The organism is Niabella digestorum (genome assembly GCF_036409055.1).
In the GTDB taxonomy this organism is placed as follows: domain Bacteria; phylum Bacteroidota; class Bacteroidia; order Chitinophagales; family Chitinophagaceae; genus Niabella; species Niabella composti.
Genome location: NZ_JAZGLY010000007.1, coordinates 41268 through 58096, shown reverse-complemented (window position 1 = coordinate 58096; position 16829 = coordinate 41268). Strand labels below are relative to the sequence as shown.

The window sequence follows — 16829 nt, the reverse complement described above, 5'->3', positions numbered from 1 at the left end:
TTAGCATTGAAAGGACTGTTGAATATATCAAGAAATGTAGCTATATCGTTTGCCATGTTTTTCATGGCAGCATGTAATATTGTTGTTGCCCAGCAGGTATTGTTTAGAAACTATACTGTAAACAATGGAATGTCCTCAAATACGGTATGGAACATTATACAGGATGATCAGGGATATATGTGGTTTGGTACTAAGAACGGTTTAAACCGGTTTGACGGGCATACATTCAAGATATATCAAGCGCACGCAGACCTCTCCACTCCCTCAGGTAATAGTTTCATTCATGCTATTTGCAAATATGATAGTACACGTTTTTGGGTAGGTACGGCAGATGGCTTGTATATTATGGATTTGGTAAAGGAAAGTTTTACCAAAGTAAAAGCATTGGGCAGTGATCTGGTTTTTTCGATACTTAAAGATGATAGGGGATATGTATGGATTGGTACTCGAAGCACAGGATTATATAAGTATGATATTGCGAAAAATCGTTTCTATAATTATCGCAAGCGCGACAGGGAGCCCTCCATCTCCCATAATCAAATTCGCAAATTGGAACTGGATGATGATGGAAATATTTGGATTGGTACTTTTGGAGAAGGGGTGGATGTACTAAATCCAGTTACAGGAACTATCCGTCATATCAAAGCTGGAAATTCGGATCAGCAAATCAGCAGCAATTTTATTCTTACCCTTTATAAAGATCTGGAAGGGAATATGTGGATTGGCACCCTCTCCGGAGGACTGAATTGTTGGTCAAAAAAGGAAAACAAATTTAAAATATACAAAAGTGGCGGTGCAGATGCTATAAGTGACAATATTATCCGGGCTATTTATCAACCCGATAAAAATAAATTGTATATAGGTACCGAAAAAGGCTTGAATGTACTAGATCTAGAACAGCAGAAATTTACAGCTTATACTAATAATATCAATGACCCCTATAGTATTAGTGATAATGCGATTTATTATATATATCCTGACAAAGATGGAGGTATATGGGTAGGTACTTACTTTGGAGGGGTGAACTATTTTGCCAAAGACAGTCCGGGTTTTAATTACTATTATCATACCGGAGCATCCGACGCTTTATCAGGAAAAGCGGTAAGCTGCTTTTTAGAAGATATGCCCGGGTATTTTTGGGTAGGAACCGAAAACGGGGGGTTAAATTATTTTGATTCGCATACCGGTAAATTCAAAAAATATCCATTCTCTCCTCAACACGAAAAGCTGTCATATAACAACATTCACGCTTTATATAAAGATAAAGAAGGAAATCTTTGGGTGGGCACTTTTAGTGGGGGACTAAATGTTATCAACCTCAAAACCGGTAAGATCAAACATTATCTGCACAATGCCTCCGATCCCACATCCTTGAGCAGTAATAGTGTATACAGTATTACTGAAGATAGAAAAGGAAATATATGGATTGGAACTGTTAAAGGTGTAAATATTTATGATAAGGAAAGGGACGCGTTTATCAGGGTGACGGCCATGGATCTACCCAACAACTGTATTTATAAAATTTATGAAGATGCATTAGGTAATTTGTGGATCGCCACTTTTGAAAGCGGTGTTATTTGCAGAAAGGCCGGTACTGATGAGTGGGTACAATATGCGACACACAACTCGGGACTTAGTTCTAATCGTGTGATTGCACTACATGACGATGGAAGAGGAAATATTTGGATAGGAACTGATGGAGGTGGACTGAACAAACTGAACATATTTACCCAGAAAGTTACCAGCTTTTTGGGTCGCAACGGAATACCAACAATTGTATTCGGTATTTTAAACGATAATGCAGGTAATATTTGGTTATCCACTAATGATGGGATTCTAAAATTTTCAGAAAATCCTTTTGTTGTACTGTCTTTCACTAATGCTATTAATTTTAATAATCGCTTATACAATTACAATGCTTACTATAAGGCTTCTAATGGTAAAATGCTGATGGGCAGTATCAATGGTCTCACTACTTTTTACCCCGAGCAAATCACACTGTTTCCAGACCAAAACGATATTGTTCCCGTTCTTACCAGTTTTAGGCTTTTTAATGAAGAAGTTGCTTTTAATAAAGAGAATGCTCCACTAAATGTAGCACCCAGTTATGCAACTACCATAAAACTTAATTATAAGCAATCTGTATTGAGTTTTGGTTATGCCGCCTTAAGCTATAAAGATCCCGATCGCATTAAGTACGCTTATAAGATGGAAGGATTTGATGCGAACTGGAATGAAGTAGGTACGCAACGCATTGCCACGTACACTAATCTTCCTCCAGGATCTTATACTTTTAAAGTGAAAGCTACCGATGTGTACGGAAACTGGAGTAAGTCGACCGCTGATGTGAAGATTGTTATTAAGCCACCTTTTTATCGAACAACATTTGCATATATACTTTATGTAATTCTAATCGCTAGCAGTATTTGGTTATTGAAGAATTATTATAGACGGAGAGAGCAGGCTAAGAATGCGATTAAGTTGGAGCGTATGAAAGCTCAAAAGGAGCATGAGTTTTACCAACAAAAAATAGATTTCTTTACTACCATGGCACATGAAATTCGAACCCCGCTTTCACTTATCATGGCGCCATTGGAAAAATTATTGACTACGGAAAATAATCCAGAAACACTCAAGCAGTTGACGGTAATGGAACAGAATACGGACAGACTGCTTACATTGGTGAATCAACTGCTAGACTTTAGGCGGATTGAAAGCGATATCTATACTATAAAAAAGGAGCGCATTGAGCTGGTTTCTTATATACATTCTCTGTATTCGAGATTTTCTCCTACTGCCCAGCAGAAGGGATTGAAATTTCATATGTCTACAGAAGTGAATCAGCTTTATATGGACGCAGATACCGAAGCACTGCAAAAGATTTTCAGCAATCTGTTTATTAATGCATTCAAGTTTGCTCAGTCCAATGTAGAAATCAGAATCAGTTTGCCCGAGGTTGATGAAAATTCAGTAAAAGTAGTGGCTATATCTGTTAAAGACGATGGGGTAGGAATTCCGGAAGGTGATTTGAGTCAGGTATTTACGCCATTCTTCAAAGTATCATCTCCCGATCATAAGATTAAAAATATAGGCGGAGCCGGTATCGGATTATCGCTTGCTAAAGCGCTCGTTGAAAAACATCAAGGCGCGATCAATGTTAGCAGCCGCCAAGGCGGCCCCACAGTATTTACGGTTACTATACCTTTTGAACAAAAGCCTGTAGTGGCGCCAATTAATAATCAGGATCACGAGGAAGCTGAAGTGGAAAGCAGCTTACCAAGAATTTTGATTGTGGAAGATGATGTGAATATGTTGGATTTTATTTCTACTAATATTCGCGGAGAAGGGTATAACGCTTTGTGTGCTATAAATGGTAAAGAGGCATTAAAAATTTTAGAGTCACAACCAGTAGAACTTATTGTCTCTGATGTAATGATGCCTGAGATGGATGGTATTGAGCTCTGTAGGAAGATTAAAAATAATATTGATTACAGTCATATACCAGTAATTCTGCTAACGGCAAAAGGTAATAGCGACGCAGAGTTAGAAGGAATAGAAAGTGGCGCTGATGCATATGTCGTAAAACCTTTCAAATGGAAACACCTTACAGCTCTTGTTAAAAATCAATTGGAAATACGAAACAAATTGAAAGAGAAATTTAACCAGCAGCCATTGGTAGATATTGGTACTATTGCAACCAATACCCACGACAAGAAATTCATCGAATCTATTACTCAAATTGTTGAGTCGCGAATTGATGATTATCGACTTTCTGTGGAGGAACTGAGTCGCGAATTGGCCATGAGCCGCTCCACATTGCACAAAAAGCTTAAGGCAATAACCGGTCATGTCCCTAATGAGTTTATAAGACTTCTTCGCTTAAGAACAGCGGCAAAGCTTTTGATCTCCGGTGAGTATAATATTTCTGAAGTAGGATATAGAACAGGGTTTAATTCCCCATCCTATTTCTCTCGCTGCTTTATACAGCAGTTTAAATTAACTCCTAGTGAGTTCCTTGAAAAGTATAAAAACGGCCATGCAGAACAAGTGAGTGAGTTATTTGCAACTGATTAACTTTCAATTCTACTTAAATGAATAGTATATATATACTAATTTATTGCTTGCTATTTAAAAGTGTATTGCTATTTTCTCAAAATACATCAAAGCCTAATATAATTTTAATTATAGCAGATGATATGGGCTGGGGCGATGTGGGTTTTCATGGTAGTAAAATACAAACACCCAACATCGATCAACTGGCAAAGGATGGGATCGTTTTAGACAGATTTTATGTAAGCCCTATTTGTTCGCCCACACGTGCAGGATTAATGACGGGCCGATATCCAGATAGATATGGACTGCGAGATAATGTAATTGCTCCCTGGATTCAGTTTGGCATAGATACCTCTGAGCAGTTTTTACCGCAGTTACTCGCTACCGCAGGATATAAAAACAGAGCCGCAATAGGGAAATGGCATTTAGGGCACTATGAACGAAAATACTTGCCCTTAAACAGAGGTTTTACACATTTCTACGGACATTATAATGGAGCAATAGATTATTTTACGCATGAGCGGGAGGGGGAGCTAGATTGGCATAACGATTGGAACACCAGTTATGATAAAGGATACTCTACAGACCTTATCAGTGAGGAAGCCGCAAAATGTATAAAGCAATATAAAAAGGATGGTCCTTTCTTTCTTTACGTTGCTTACAACGCACCGCATGGACCACTGCAGGCTAAAGAAGAAGATTTGCGTTTATACGGCTATGATCCTAATAAACCTACATTTGGAGAGGCTAATGGTAAAAAAGAGCAGGGAAGGGGTAATACCCGCTGGCAAACCTATGCGGCAATGGTTACCTGTATGGATAGAGGAATAGGGCAGATACTTAAAACGTTAAAGGAAGAAGGAATAGAGAACAATACTCTAGTCATTTTTCATAGTGATAATGGGCCGGAAACCAACTTGGGTGGTAGTAGTGGCCCCTTAAAAGGAAAGAAATTTCAGGAATGGGAAGGAGGTGTACGTGTCCCCGCCGTTATTAAATGGCCCCAAGGATTGAAAGGTGGATGGGTAAGTGATCAACTTTGTGGGTATGTGGATATTTTGCCTACATTGTGTGCAGTGGCGGGTGTCAAGGAAAAAACTGTAAAGCCTCTGGATGGAGTGAATATACTACCTGCGTTAACTCAGAAAAAGAAAATATCCAGAGAGTTCTATCTGGGGCATGGAAGTATTATTGTAGATGACTGGAAGTTAGTCAAAGCCAATGCCGGTAATAATAAAATGAAAAATAGCGAAGATGTGCTATTCAATATTGTAAAGGATCCTCTGGAAAAAAATAATATACGTGCTCAGCATCCCGAAAAGTATCAGCAACTATTAAATGCGGTAAAGGTGTATGACGATATTGTGAGTGCGGTAAAAGTTCCACCATATGATGCCGGAAGAAATACCTTCAAAGCACCTAAAGAGTGGAATATTTTAAACTAAACTATATCGATAAATTAAGTCAACTGTCTTTTTACTGGTGATGGTATTTTTCATGGTTTAGGATAGTGCATGCCCTATAAATCTGCTCAGCGAGAATCAGCCTTACGAGTTGATGTGGGAAAACGAGCTTGGATAAGCTCCATTGAAAATTGGCACGCTGCAATACAGATTCATCCAAACCATATGCCCCACCTATCAAAAAAACCATCCTTTTACTTGCCATGTTAGCGCAGCGCTGTATTTGTGTTGCAAGTCCTTCCGAAGTAAGCTGCGTGCCTCTTTCATCCAGCGCTACAAGGAAATCCTCTTTTTGCAATTTGGAGAGTATTAGCTCACTTTCGCTTTTCTTAAGTACATCTGCTGCCAGCTTAGCCGCATTTTTAGGAGGCGCAATGATCTCCCATTCGGTTTTAAAATAGTTATTGATTCTTTTTGAAAAATCTTCTATACCTGCTTTTACATAAGCCTCGTGCGCTTTTCCTACAGACCAAAGTGCGATTTTCATGTTATAAGTATATCTTCTTTTTGCTTGTATGCGCTAACACTCTGTATAATTATCAGCAAAAACTCCATTTAAAGCAACCACAGTATGGAGTTCAATTTCTAATTCGTTATCCAACCGGAATGCAATCGGATTTCTATCCATAAAAACATCCGTAACATATCCTTGTGCTCTGGTAATCCCCTTATCATCATACAGAATGGATGCGGGCTGCTGCTCTTGCTGACACTGTATGATCATTTTCAAGAAAGATTCATTTTTATTAAGCGTAAATCTTTGATCCATGGCAATTGAACTTAAATAAAGATGATTATTAGTGCAAAGTAATGCTTCTCTTCATTATCTTAACTATCTCTTGTAGGGGTATCAGTGTACAAAACTCAGGTGACTATTATTAAATTTGAAAAACAACATCGCAATACAAAGCTACAAATACCTTTCTATTGCGCGTGTGCTGAATATTTATGAAAAAGCAAAGCATTATTATTATCGGTTCTACCAATATCGACATGGTTATTAAAGCCCCCCGAATCCCTGTACCCGGTGAAACTATACTAGGAGGTACCTTTTTTATGAATTCCGGAGGTAAGGGAGCTAATCAGGCTGTTACGGTAGCTCGTTTAGGTGGAAATGCAGTTTTTGTATCTAAGATAGGGAATGATATTTTCGGAAAACAATCTCTGGAATTGTTTCAAAAGGAAGGTATTTATACAGCATACATGCTATCAGATAATCACCATTCTTCCGGAGTCGCATTGATTACAGTGGATGAAAAAGGCGAAAACAGCATTGTTGTAGCATCAGGAGCTAACGCTCATCTGAAACCGGAGGATATAGCTGATGTGATTTTTGAAGATTTGAATATCGGAATAATGTTGTTGCAACTAGAGATTCCACTTGATACCGTACAACATGCGGTTCAAAAGGCATCAGAAAAAAATATTATAGTAATACTGAATCCTGCTCCTGCGAGAACATTAAGTAGTACAATATTAAAGTATGTGGATATAATTACACCTAATGCAACAGAAGCTACACATTTATCAGGTATTGAAGTAAAGGATATGACTACGGCCAGAGAGGCCGCTTTGATAATACAAAAGAAGGGTGTGAAAAATATTGTTATTACAATGGGCGAGCAAGGGGCTTTAATCTTAGACTCTAATCATCTTTTTACTGAAATGCCTGTAGCGAAGGTAAAGGCTGTAGATACTACAGCTGCAGGAGATGTTTTTAACGGCGCATTAGCAGTAGCATTGTCAGAACAAAAAGACCTACCGACTGCAGTAGCCTTTGCCTGTCAGGCGGCGGCAATATCCGTCACTCGATGGGGTGCACAATCATCCATTCCCTATCGAAATGAGTTGTACCCAGAGGTGTAGGCTTTAAATTTTTTAAAGTAGAGCATTTTATTTTCATAGTATATCCCTAGCCTTATTTATTCCGATGCGCTTTGGATAAGGCAAATGTCTTGATTGGGTAGAAATAAAAAAGGCCGCTTTGAGGGCAGCCTCTTTATTGAAAATTGCAATTACATTATTTATGCTTTCTCCAATGCTTGCTCAATGTCATAGATGATATCATCCACATGTTCCAGCCCTACTGAAATACGTATTAGTCCGGGAGTGATACCTACTTTCTGCCTTTCTTCTTCCGAAAGCTTGGAGTGTGTGGTGCTTGCCGGATGTGATGCTATACTGCGACTATCTCCCAAATTAGGAGTCAAAGATAAGATTTGAAGATTGTCCATAAAACGACGGCCACTTTCCAAACCTCCTTTTATTTCAAAACATACAATACCTCCTCCCGCCAGCATTTGTTTTTGGGCAATGTCGTACTGGGGGTGGGAGGGGAGGAATGGATATTTCAGCCATTCCAGCCTTGGGTGGTTTTCAAAGTGCTTGGCGACGGTTAGGGCATTCTCCGAATGCCGCTGAATTCTTACGCCTAAAGTCTCCAGACTTTTTGATAATACCCATGCATTAAATGGGGATAGTGCCGGCCCCGAATTACGACAAAACAGATAAATGTCATGTACCAATTCCTTGCGACCTGCTACTGCACCTCCTAATACACGTCCTTGTCCGTCAATCCATTTAGTAGCAGAGTGTATTACCAGATCAGCACCGAAATCTGCAGGAGTTTGCAAAAATGGAGTAGCAAAACAATTATCTACATTAAAAATAAGTCCATGCTTTTGGGCAATGGCTCCCGCTTTTTTAAGATCTATGATCTCTAATTGAGGGTTGGTAGGCGTTTCCAAAAACAACATTTTGGTGTTAGGCTTAATATGCGCTTCCCAATTGTCGATATCGGCAGCGCCTACCAGGGTATATTCAATTCCAAAGCGAGGTAAAAATTTGGTTACTACTGTATTGGTACCACCAAACATCGATCGGCAGCATAAAAGATGATCACCCGTCTTCAGCAAAGCCATGAAGGAACTAAATATGGCCGCCATACCGCTTGCAGTGGCAAAACCAGCTTCGCATTTTTCCAGTAAAGCAATTTTATGTGCAAATTCATCTACTGTGGGATTACTGTAGCGGCTATAGATATTATCATCCGTCTCGTCCGCAAAGGCCGCGCGCATGGCTTCGGCTGATTCAAATGCAAAACTACTGGTTAAAAAAACGGGTGTAGAGTGTTCCATTTGGTTAGTACGCTCCGTCTGCGTACGTACAGCAATTGTAGACGGATGGAGTTTTCTCGTATTGTCCAACGTGATTGTAAGTTTTAAGAATCCACAATAAATACCACAACATACCTAAGCGTGTTGTAGCAATACTACGCTTTGTGTACGATAACTTGTGTCTTGATATCGGCGCCGGCTTTGGTTAAGGTAATCGCTACAGAACAGTATTTGTTAAGCGATATTTCCACCGCGCGTTTTGCTTTATCTTCATCAACATCACCGGTTATCTCAAATATCATTTCAATGTTCTTCCATAAAGAAGGCTCTACATTAGGTTCGCGCTCACCGTTTACAGTTACTTCATAATTGGTGATGGTTTGTCTTTGTTTTTTTAAAATACTAATAACATCAATACTAGCACATGCGGCCAGCGCATTTAGTAAAAGATGCATGGGGCGTGCTCCATATTCCTGTCCCCCCATCTGAGGATTGGTATCGGTTTTTACCACCGTGCCATTCTCATTTATGATATCAAACCCGTATTCGCCATTAACTCTTTTTAATTTAACCGTATTCATCGATTTATATTTTGGGACTCAAAAATATTTTAATTATACCAGCTTTCCTAATGCGACCATTGTCTATTTAAAAAGATAAAATTAGGATAATATCATGTTATCAATGAGCCTTACATTACCTAAATAAGCTGCAATCAGTGCTACTAGAGGAATCTTGCCATCCCAGTGATGTACAGGTTCAAGTGTGATCGCATGTGCCACGGCTACGTAATCTACCTTAAATCCTTTTTGTTCCAGTTGTTCTTTAGCACGTGATGTGAGTATATCGGTGCCTCCTGGCTTTATACTTTGCTTTATAAACAATAAGGATTGATAAATTGTTGTAGCCAACGCTTTTTCGTCTTCTGAAAGTCTCAAATTACGACTACTCATTGCCAGCCCGCTCTGCTCCCGTACGGTAGGAACTATATGCATCTCGATATTGCTGAATGCTGGCTGAAGGGCTATAAGCTTTTTTATCACCATGCATTGCTGATAATCTTTTTGTCCGAAAAAGACTTTATTAGGGTGTATAATCGAAAAAAGTCTATCAACAACCTGACATACCCCCTGAAAATGTCCGGGACGGTAATGGCCTTCAAACAGTGTTTCTAATACGCCCAAATCATAAGTTTGTTGTAGCTGTGTCCCTGATGGATATATCTCTTCCACATCCGGGTAAAACAATACAGCACATTGTTCATTCAGCAATGCCAATAGATCATTCTCTATTGTTTTAGGATATTTTTCCAGATCATTCTTATCATTAAATTGTGTAGGATTTACGAATATGCTTACTACACTTATATCTGAATGAGTATTACATGCTCTTAATAAAGAGAGGTGTCCTTCATGCAAAGCGCCCATAGTTGGAACAAATCCGATGCTTTTCCCTTCCTTCCTGCTATACGATATATATTTCTGAATGTCAGCTACTTTATGACATACTTTCATTATAATATTTTTTAATGCATAATCTTATTTAAGGCAATTTGCTCATAAATCAGTAACTTTGCAAACTTTAAAAATTACATAAACGATGTCAACAAAGAAAAGAATTTTATTTATAGCCAATGAAATGTCGCCATATTTAGAGTTGACAGAATTCTCTGAAATCGTTAATAAGCTCGCGATAAAGGCTAATGATAACGGATTTGAAGTGCGTTGCATTATGCCTCGATTTGGAGTTATTAACGAGCGCCGGCATCGTTTGCATGAAGTAGTGCGTTTGTCTGGTATAAATGTTACGGTAGATAATGATGATTTACCGCTTCAAATAAAAGTGGCTTCATTACCGAGCGCCCGTTTGCAAGTGTATTTTTTGGAAAATGAGGAGTTGTTTAAAAGGAAAACGCTTTTCCATGATGAAAATGACAAATGGTTTTCCGATAACGATTTGAGGGTAGTGTTCTACTGTAAGGGTGCACTGGAAACGGTGAAAAAATTCGGATGGAGCCCCGATGTAATTCACTGTAGCGGATGGATGACAGGTTTGATTCCTGCATATTTAAAAACAGCTTATAAAAAGGAACCGGTTTTTGCACATAGTAAAATTGTTTACACTATTGGCGAAACTACTTTTAAAGAAAAACTGGGTAAAGGCTTTATCCCCAAAGCGCTTATTCATTCTTCTATAAAAGAAAAAGATCTAGAGCCCTTTAAGGATGGTACAAATGTAGCATTGATGAGGGGAGGAGCTACCTATGCCGATGCGATTACTTTTGGAGCTGCCAATGTGGATAAAAAGTTGTTGGCCGAGTTTACAAAAGTAAGAGGCAAAAAAACCCTCCAGTTTAAGGAAGATTCCGATTTAACAGAGTATTTACAACTGTATCACGATCTTGCTGAATAATATTTAAATTACTAACCCTATCTTAGCTTCAAATATTTGCAAGTGAAAAGGTATTTTCTTCCGGTACTGGGAATTTTTTGTGGAACATTGATCGCCACTTTGCTCTCTTGTAATAAAATCAACCTCCCAACGGAATTGGGATTGGATCTTATTCCTCCGGTTGACAATATACATACTTTTGATACTACCATTGAGGTCGAGACCTATAATAAAATTTTCACTTTCGCCGATGATTCGGCCCGATCCATTCTTACTGATGAGCAGTTTCTCGGCGTGATGAATGATCCCATTTTCGGTAAAACCGAAGCTCAGATGTTTTTCCAGATTGCACCCGCAAGTGGTAAGAGTACTTTAAAAGGTGTTATGGGAAAACGTTATATTGACTCTATCGTCTTATCTGTGCGATATATTGAAACATACGGCGATACTACCATTCCACAAACCATAAATGTTTTTGAAATTTCGGGAACTGATAATTTTAAATATAGTGGTCTGAATAGAGACTCTGCATATTCAATACGAGAACAGCCTGTATCGACTGCAGGTTTTTTGGGTAGTAGGCAGATTGTACCACAAACCTTGAATGACTCTATTCTAGATATCCGTAACGGTAAGGACACCGTTATTGTAGCCAATCAGTTGCGTATTAGACTTAATGATGAGTTTGGACAGCGATTACTGGATTATGATACAACGGGTGTAAACGATGCATTTTCTACAGATTCGGCATTTCTCACCAAAGTAGCGGGGCTAGCACTGAAGCCGGCAGTAGGAACCTCCGGCAACGGATTAATGGGATTTTATCTAGACGACACTGCTACACGTGTAACAGTGTATTATCGCTATGAAAATCCCAGCACTCCCGGAGATATTGATACTGCTGTAGGATATTTTATATTCACATCATCCAAACGACTTGCAACGGCTAATTATATCGCTAGAGATTACAGCTCCAGCGAGTTATTACCGGTGGCTAATGATAATGTACCCGACCCTATTGTGTATATTCAGAACACTCCCGGAACCTATGCGGTAGTGAAGATACCCGCACTTCCTTCACTTAGCAATCGCATAGTACACTTGGCTGAGTTACAGATGGAGCAGATATATGATGTGAGTGATACTATGTTTTCGCCACCGCCGATGTTGTTTATGGACACCTATGATACCTCCGCTATAAAATATAAGACTATTCCTTACTCGGTAGAGAACGTCTACCTATCTGTAGCGGATATGGTAGGTACCTACTTTACTATTGGTACAGCTGGTTATATATCCCTAGGTGCTTATCCTTTCTATACGCTCGATCCATTAAGCACCCGAGTAAGACAGTGGAGGTTTAATCTCACTCGTTATGTTCAAAACGTAGTAAAAGGTATAATTCAACCCAGCGATTTGCGTCTGTACACTACTTACGACCTAGTGGTAAAGAACGGAAATCCCGATGGTGGAGATACCAAGGTGATTGTACAAACCACTGATGCCCCTGCAAAAGGTCGTGTACGTTTGGGCGGAGGCAATCACCCCACTCAGAAAATGAAGATGCGAATCGTCTACTCCAAATTATAATTCTCAGAACAAATTTCATACACACGGGTGCAGATGTTATATTTGCACCCGATTAATTTACTAGACTTCATTAATTCAATATTCAATGCCTTACTTATTTACCTCGGAGAGTGTTTCTGAAGGCCATCCGGATAAAGTGGCCGATCAAATATCAGACGCACTGATAGATAATTTTCTGGCGTTTGACCCACAGTCTAAAGTGGCTTGCGAAACGTTGGTAACTACCGGACAGGTAGTACTTGCCGGCGAAGTAAAGTCCAAAGCTTACTTGGATGTGCAGGACATTGCTCGTAGAGTGATCAGCAAAATCGGCTATACGAAGAGCGAGTATATGTTCGATGCCAACTCTTGCGGTGTTTTATCGGCTATTCATGAACAATCGCCCGATATTAATCAAGGGGTTGATAGAAAAAATAAAGAAGAACAAGGAGCCGGGGATCAAGGGATGATGTTCGGTTATGCCACCAATGAAACAGAGAACTACATGCCTCTTGCCTTGGATTTGGCACATACATTACTCATTGAGCTGGCTGCTTTGCGCAGAGAGAATAAACAAATTAAGTATCTGCGTCCCGATTCAAAAAGTCAGGTGACGTTAGAATACGATGATAACAATAGACCGATCAGAATTGATACTATCGTAATCTCGACACAGCACGATGAATTCGATACCGAAGCGAAGATGCTGGCTAAGATTAGCGAGGATATGAAAACAATTCTTATTCCTCGGGTAATCAAAAAATATCCAAAATATCGTAAGTTATTCAATGATCAGATCAAGTATTATATCAATCCTACCGGTAAGTTTGTAATTGGCGGACCTCATGGCGATACCGGCTTAACAGGTCGTAAAATCATCGTAGATACCTATGGCGGTAAAGGCGCCCACGGAGGTGGTGCTTTTAGTGGTAAAGATCCTAGCAAGGTTGACAGAAGTGCTGCTTATGCTACACGTCATATCGCTAAAAACCTAGTGGCAGCCGGATTGTGCGATGAAGTACTTGTTCAGGTATCTTATGCCATTGGAGTAGCGAAGCCCACCAGCATTAACGTAAACACTTATGGTACGGCTAAAGTAGCTCTTACCGATGGTCAAATCAGTAGAATTGTAGAGACCCTTTTTGATATGCGCCCATACTTCATCGAAAAAAGACTGAAGCTGCGCAATCCTATTTATAGCGAAACTGCAGCTTATGGTCATATGGGACGTAAAAATGAAGTAGTGGAAAAAACCTTTGTGTCTCCCGATGGCAAAAAAGTCATCAAAAAAGTAGAATTGTTTACCTGGGAGAAACTAGACTATGTGAGTAAAGTAAAAAAAGCCTTCAATTTGAAATAAACGCCTTTTATTGACCGTGTCGGTCTCTGATCGAAACTACAAATACCTGCCCGCAACGGCAGGTATTTTTGTTTTAAAAAGACGCCTTTGGGCTATAAAAAACAAGCTTTTTGCTCGTTGATTTCTGGTGTATAAAAAGGGCCAAAAATCGGGCTTTTATATAGCACAATTCAGTCATAAAAGATTAAATTTGCGAAGATCACAACGATCGTTTACAAACAGTATAATCATCTTTAAACTATCAGAAAAGAATATCTTAGATGGAAGAGAATCAGGAGCCACAGGAACAAGAAACCAGCCGTATTATACCCGTTAATATAGAAGAGCAAATGAAATCGGCCTACATCGATTATTCGATGAGCGTAATTGTAGGTCGTGCCTTACCCGATGCCCGAGATGGTTTAAAACCTGTACATCGCCGCATATTATACGCCATGAACGAATTAGGCCTGCAACATAACAAGGCCTATAAGAAATCTGCACGTGTGGTAGGGGAAGTGCTGGGTAAATACCATCCACATGGCGACTCGTCTGTATACGATGCTATGGTTCGTATGGCGCAGGACTGGAGTATGCGTTATACGCTTGTCGACGGACAGGGTAACTTCGGTAACCAAGACGGTGATGGACCAGCGGCGATGCGTTATACGGAGGCCCGACTGGAAAAATTGGCCGAGCATATGCTCGACGATATCGAAAAAGATACTGTTGATTTCCAGCTCAATTTCGACGATTCGGAAAAGGAGCCCACCATACTGCCTACCAGAATACCGCAGCTCTTAATCAATGGGGCTAGTGGTATTGCCGTGGGTATGGCTACCAATATTATGCCTCACAACTTAAGTGAAGTTATAGATGGATGTGTGGCATATGTTGATAATAAAGATATTACGGTTGACGAACTCATGCAGCACGTGAAGGCGCCCGACTTTCCTACTGGTGGCATTATCTACGGTATGGAAGGAGTGAGGGCTGCCATGCATACCGGTAGGGGAAGAGTGGTGGTAAGAGGCCGCGTGCGTGTAGAAACAAAGCCCAGTGGTAGGGAACAAATCATTATTTCCGAGGTACCCTATCAGGTTAATCGCGATTCGCTTACCAATCGCATCGGGGAGCTTGTCAATAACAAGATTATCGAGGGTATTGCTCATGTTAATAACGAATCGAATAATAAAGAAGGTACCCGTATCGTTATCGACCTCAAACGCGATGCAATTGCTAACGTGGTTATCAATCAGTTGTATAAAAATACCGAACTACAGACTTCTTTCGGTATCAACAACGTAGCTATTGTAAAAGGTCGTCCTAAGGTGTTAAACCTTAAGGAAATGATTGCTGAATTCATCGAGTTCAGGCACGAAGTAGTGGTACGTCGTACTAAGTTCGAGCTTCGCGAAGCCGAAAAACGTGCCCACATTTTACAAGGTTATTTGATTGCATTAGATCATCTCGATGAAGTTATCCAGCTGATACGAAATTCTGCAACCCCTGAAATAGCAAAAGAGAATCTGATAAATGCGGGTTGGGGTATCGATGAAGTTCAGGCAAAAGCCATTCTGGAATTGCGCTTACAACGTCTTACCGGAATGGAGCGCGATAAGATCAAAGCAGAGTACGACGATTTGGTAAAATTAATTGCCCATCTCAATGAAGTGCTTTCTAACGAGGGTATGCGCTATGATATTATCAAGAAGGAACTTTTAGAAATAAAAGAAAAATATGGAGATGAGCGTCGTACAGAGATTACCTATCTTAATGATGAAGTTAGTATTAAAGATTTGATTAAAAATGAAGATGTTGTAATAACAATATCTCATCTGGGATACATTAAAAGAACACCTGCCGATGAGTATCGTGCACAACGCCGAGGTGGTCGTGGCGTAAGAGGAGGAACTATCAGGGAAGAAGATTACATCGAACATCTATTCATTGCATCTACTCACCATACCTTATTATTCTTTACCGAAAAAGGTAGATGCTACTGGCTCAATGTATATGAAATTCCAGAGGGTGAAAAGGCTGGAAGGGGCCGTGCCATTCAAAATTTGATGCAGCTACCTCCGGATGATAAAATTCGAGCTATTATCGATGTCAAGGACTTGAAAGACCAAGACTTTGTAAAATCACATAACATTTTACTTTGTACAAAGAAGGGTATTGTAAAGAAAACCAGTCTTTCAGACTTTAGCCGTCCGCGCCAAACAGGCGTAAATGCCATCACTATTGTGGAGGGCGATCAATTGCTGGAAGCTAAACTTACAGATGGTAATTGCGATGTGATGATGGCCGTTAAAAGCGGTAGGGCTATTCGTTTCTCTGAAGAAAAAGTACGGGCTACCGGTAGGGGAGCCATAGGAGTGATGGGTATTGAAGTAGATGACGAGCATGATGAAGTAATAGGCATGATTTGTGTAAGTAAAAACGAAGAAAAAAATACTACCGTACTGGTTGTTAGCGAAAAGGGATATGGAAAACGTACCGCCATTGACGAATATCGCTTTACTAATCGTGGAGGCAAGGGCGTAAAAACGCTTAATATTACAGAGAAAACAGGTGCATTGGTGGGACTATTAGATGTGACTGAAAACGAAGATCTCTTTATTACATGTAAAAGTGGTATAACCATTAGAATGCCGGTGCAGGATATTAGCGAACTCGGTCGCGCCACCCAAGGAGTAAAACTCATAAGAGTGGATGAAGGAGATGAAATTGCAGCTATCACGAAAATAGATGAAGGCGGTATTGATGAAGAGGAGCATAACGAGGAAAATGCCGAAACAACTCCCACATCGGAAAACGGAGTATCTGATAATTCAGAATTATCGGCAGATCCCGAAGAAAATGCACCGAACAATACTACAGAATAGATATAATTTA

12 protein-coding genes are annotated in these 16829 nt (G+C 39.8%); 7 read left to right on the top strand and 5 right to left on the bottom strand.

The window, feature by feature from the left end; all coding sequences use genetic code 11:
- Window positions 1-6 precede the first annotated feature (6 nt).
- A complete protein-coding gene (locus V2H41_RS11595; RefSeq protein WP_330975322.1) occupies window positions 7-4074 on the top strand; it encodes a hybrid sensor histidine kinase/response regulator transcription factor in 4068 nt (1355 codons plus the stop codon).
- A 17-nt stretch (window positions 4075-4091) separates the two neighbouring features.
- Window positions 4092-5498 (top strand): arylsulfatase B, encoded by a 1407-nt coding sequence (locus V2H41_RS11590; RefSeq protein WP_330975321.1) that lies wholly within the window; start codon window positions 4092-4094, stop codon window positions 5496-5498.
- 31 nt (window positions 5499-5529) lie between these two features.
- Here the strand turns inward: V2H41_RS11590 and V2H41_RS11585 are convergent, their stop codons facing one another.
- Together V2H41_RS11585 and V2H41_RS11580 are read right to left on the bottom strand one after the other, a co-directional pair.
- Window positions 5530-6003 carry a 23S rRNA (pseudouridine(1915)-N(3))-methyltransferase RlmH gene (locus V2H41_RS11585; protein WP_330975320.1) on the bottom strand — a complete coding sequence of 158 codons (474 nt, stop codon included), beginning with the start codon at window positions 6001-6003 and terminating at the stop codon, window positions 5530-5532.
- Between the two features lie 33 nt (window positions 6004-6036).
- Window positions 6037-6285, bottom strand: a complete 249-nt coding sequence (locus tag V2H41_RS11580; RefSeq protein ID WP_330975319.1) for a hypothetical protein — start codon at window positions 6283-6285, stop codon at window positions 6037-6039.
- Between the two features lie 179 nt (window positions 6286-6464).
- On the opposite strand from V2H41_RS11580, the gene rbsK reads away from it, so the two are divergent.
- Window positions 6465-7382 carry a ribokinase gene (rbsK, locus tag V2H41_RS11575; RefSeq protein WP_330975318.1) on the top strand — a complete coding sequence of 306 codons (918 nt, stop codon included), beginning with the start codon at window positions 6465-6467 and terminating at the stop codon, window positions 7380-7382.
- A gap of 158 nt (window positions 7383-7540) precedes the next feature.
- Here rbsK and V2H41_RS11570 read toward each other — a convergent pair whose 3' ends face one another.
- The 3 genes from V2H41_RS11570 to panC form a co-directional block, all read right to left on the bottom strand.
- A complete protein-coding gene (locus V2H41_RS11570; RefSeq protein ID WP_330975317.1) occupies window positions 7541-8722 on the bottom strand; it encodes a trans-sulfuration enzyme family protein in 1182 nt (393 codons plus the stop codon).
- A 65-nt stretch (window positions 8723-8787) separates the two neighbouring features.
- Window positions 8788-9213: an OsmC family protein gene (locus tag V2H41_RS11565; RefSeq protein ID WP_330975316.1), complete on the bottom strand. Its 426-nt coding sequence runs from the start codon at window positions 9211-9213 to the stop codon at window positions 8788-8790.
- Window positions 9214-9294: 81 nt separating this feature from the next.
- On the bottom strand, window positions 9295-10146 hold the full coding sequence (gene panC, locus V2H41_RS11560) for a pantoate--beta-alanine ligase (protein WP_330975315.1): 852 nt from the start codon (window positions 10144-10146) through the stop codon (window positions 9295-9297).
- An 85-nt stretch (window positions 10147-10231) separates the two neighbouring features.
- Between panC and V2H41_RS11555 the strand changes: the two genes are divergently transcribed.
- The 4 genes from V2H41_RS11555 (at window position 10232) to gyrA (ending at window position 16819) form a co-directional block, all read left to right on the top strand.
- Window positions 10232-11044, top strand: coding sequence for a glycogen/starch synthase (locus tag V2H41_RS11555; RefSeq protein WP_330975314.1), 813 nt, complete (start codon window positions 10232-10234; stop codon window positions 11042-11044).
- A gap of 42 nt (window positions 11045-11086) precedes the next feature.
- Window positions 11087-12613: a DUF4270 family protein gene (locus V2H41_RS11550; RefSeq protein WP_330975313.1), complete on the top strand. Its 1527-nt coding sequence runs from the start codon at window positions 11087-11089 to the stop codon at window positions 12611-12613.
- Between the two features lie 85 nt (window positions 12614-12698).
- Window positions 12699-13952 (top strand): methionine adenosyltransferase, encoded by a 1254-nt coding sequence (gene metK / locus V2H41_RS11545; protein ID WP_330975312.1) that lies wholly within the window; start codon window positions 12699-12701, stop codon window positions 13950-13952.
- 260 nt (window positions 13953-14212) lie between these two features.
- Window positions 14213-16819, top strand: a complete 2607-nt coding sequence (gyrA, locus tag V2H41_RS11540; RefSeq protein WP_330975311.1) for a DNA gyrase subunit A — start codon at window positions 14213-14215, stop codon at window positions 16817-16819.
- The last annotated feature ends 10 nt before the right edge of the window (window positions 16820-16829 follow it).

Excerpts from the sequence above, each read along its gene's own strand:
- V2H41_RS11590 (WP_330975321.1), top strand. The coding sequence starts at position 4,092 with ATGAATAGTATATATATACTAATTTATTGCTTGCTATTTAAAAGTGTA.
- V2H41_RS11585 (WP_330975320.1), bottom strand. The coding sequence starts at position 6,003 with ATGAAAATCGCACTTTGGTCTGTAGGAAAAGCGCACGAGGCTTATGTA.
- V2H41_RS11580 (WP_330975319.1), bottom strand. The coding sequence starts at position 6,285 with ATGGATCAAAGATTTACGCTTAATAAAAATGAATCTTTCTTGAAAATG.
- rbsK (WP_330975318.1), top strand. The coding sequence starts at position 6,465 with ATGAAAAAGCAAAGCATTATTATTATCGGTTCTACCAATATCGACATG.
- V2H41_RS11565 (WP_330975316.1), bottom strand. The coding sequence starts at position 9,213 with ATGAATACGGTTAAATTAAAAAGAGTTAATGGCGAATACGGGTTTGAT.
- panC (WP_330975315.1), bottom strand. The coding sequence starts at position 10,146 with ATGAAAGTATGTCATAAAGTAGCTGACATTCAGAAATATATATCGTAT.
- V2H41_RS11555 (WP_330975314.1), top strand. The coding sequence starts at position 10,232 with ATGTCAACAAAGAAAAGAATTTTATTTATAGCCAATGAAATGTCGCCA.
- metK (WP_330975312.1), top strand. The coding sequence starts at position 12,699 with ATGCCTTACTTATTTACCTCGGAGAGTGTTTCTGAAGGCCATCCGGAT.
- gyrA (WP_330975311.1), top strand. The coding sequence starts at position 14,213 with ATGGAAGAGAATCAGGAGCCACAGGAACAAGAAACCAGCCGTATTATA.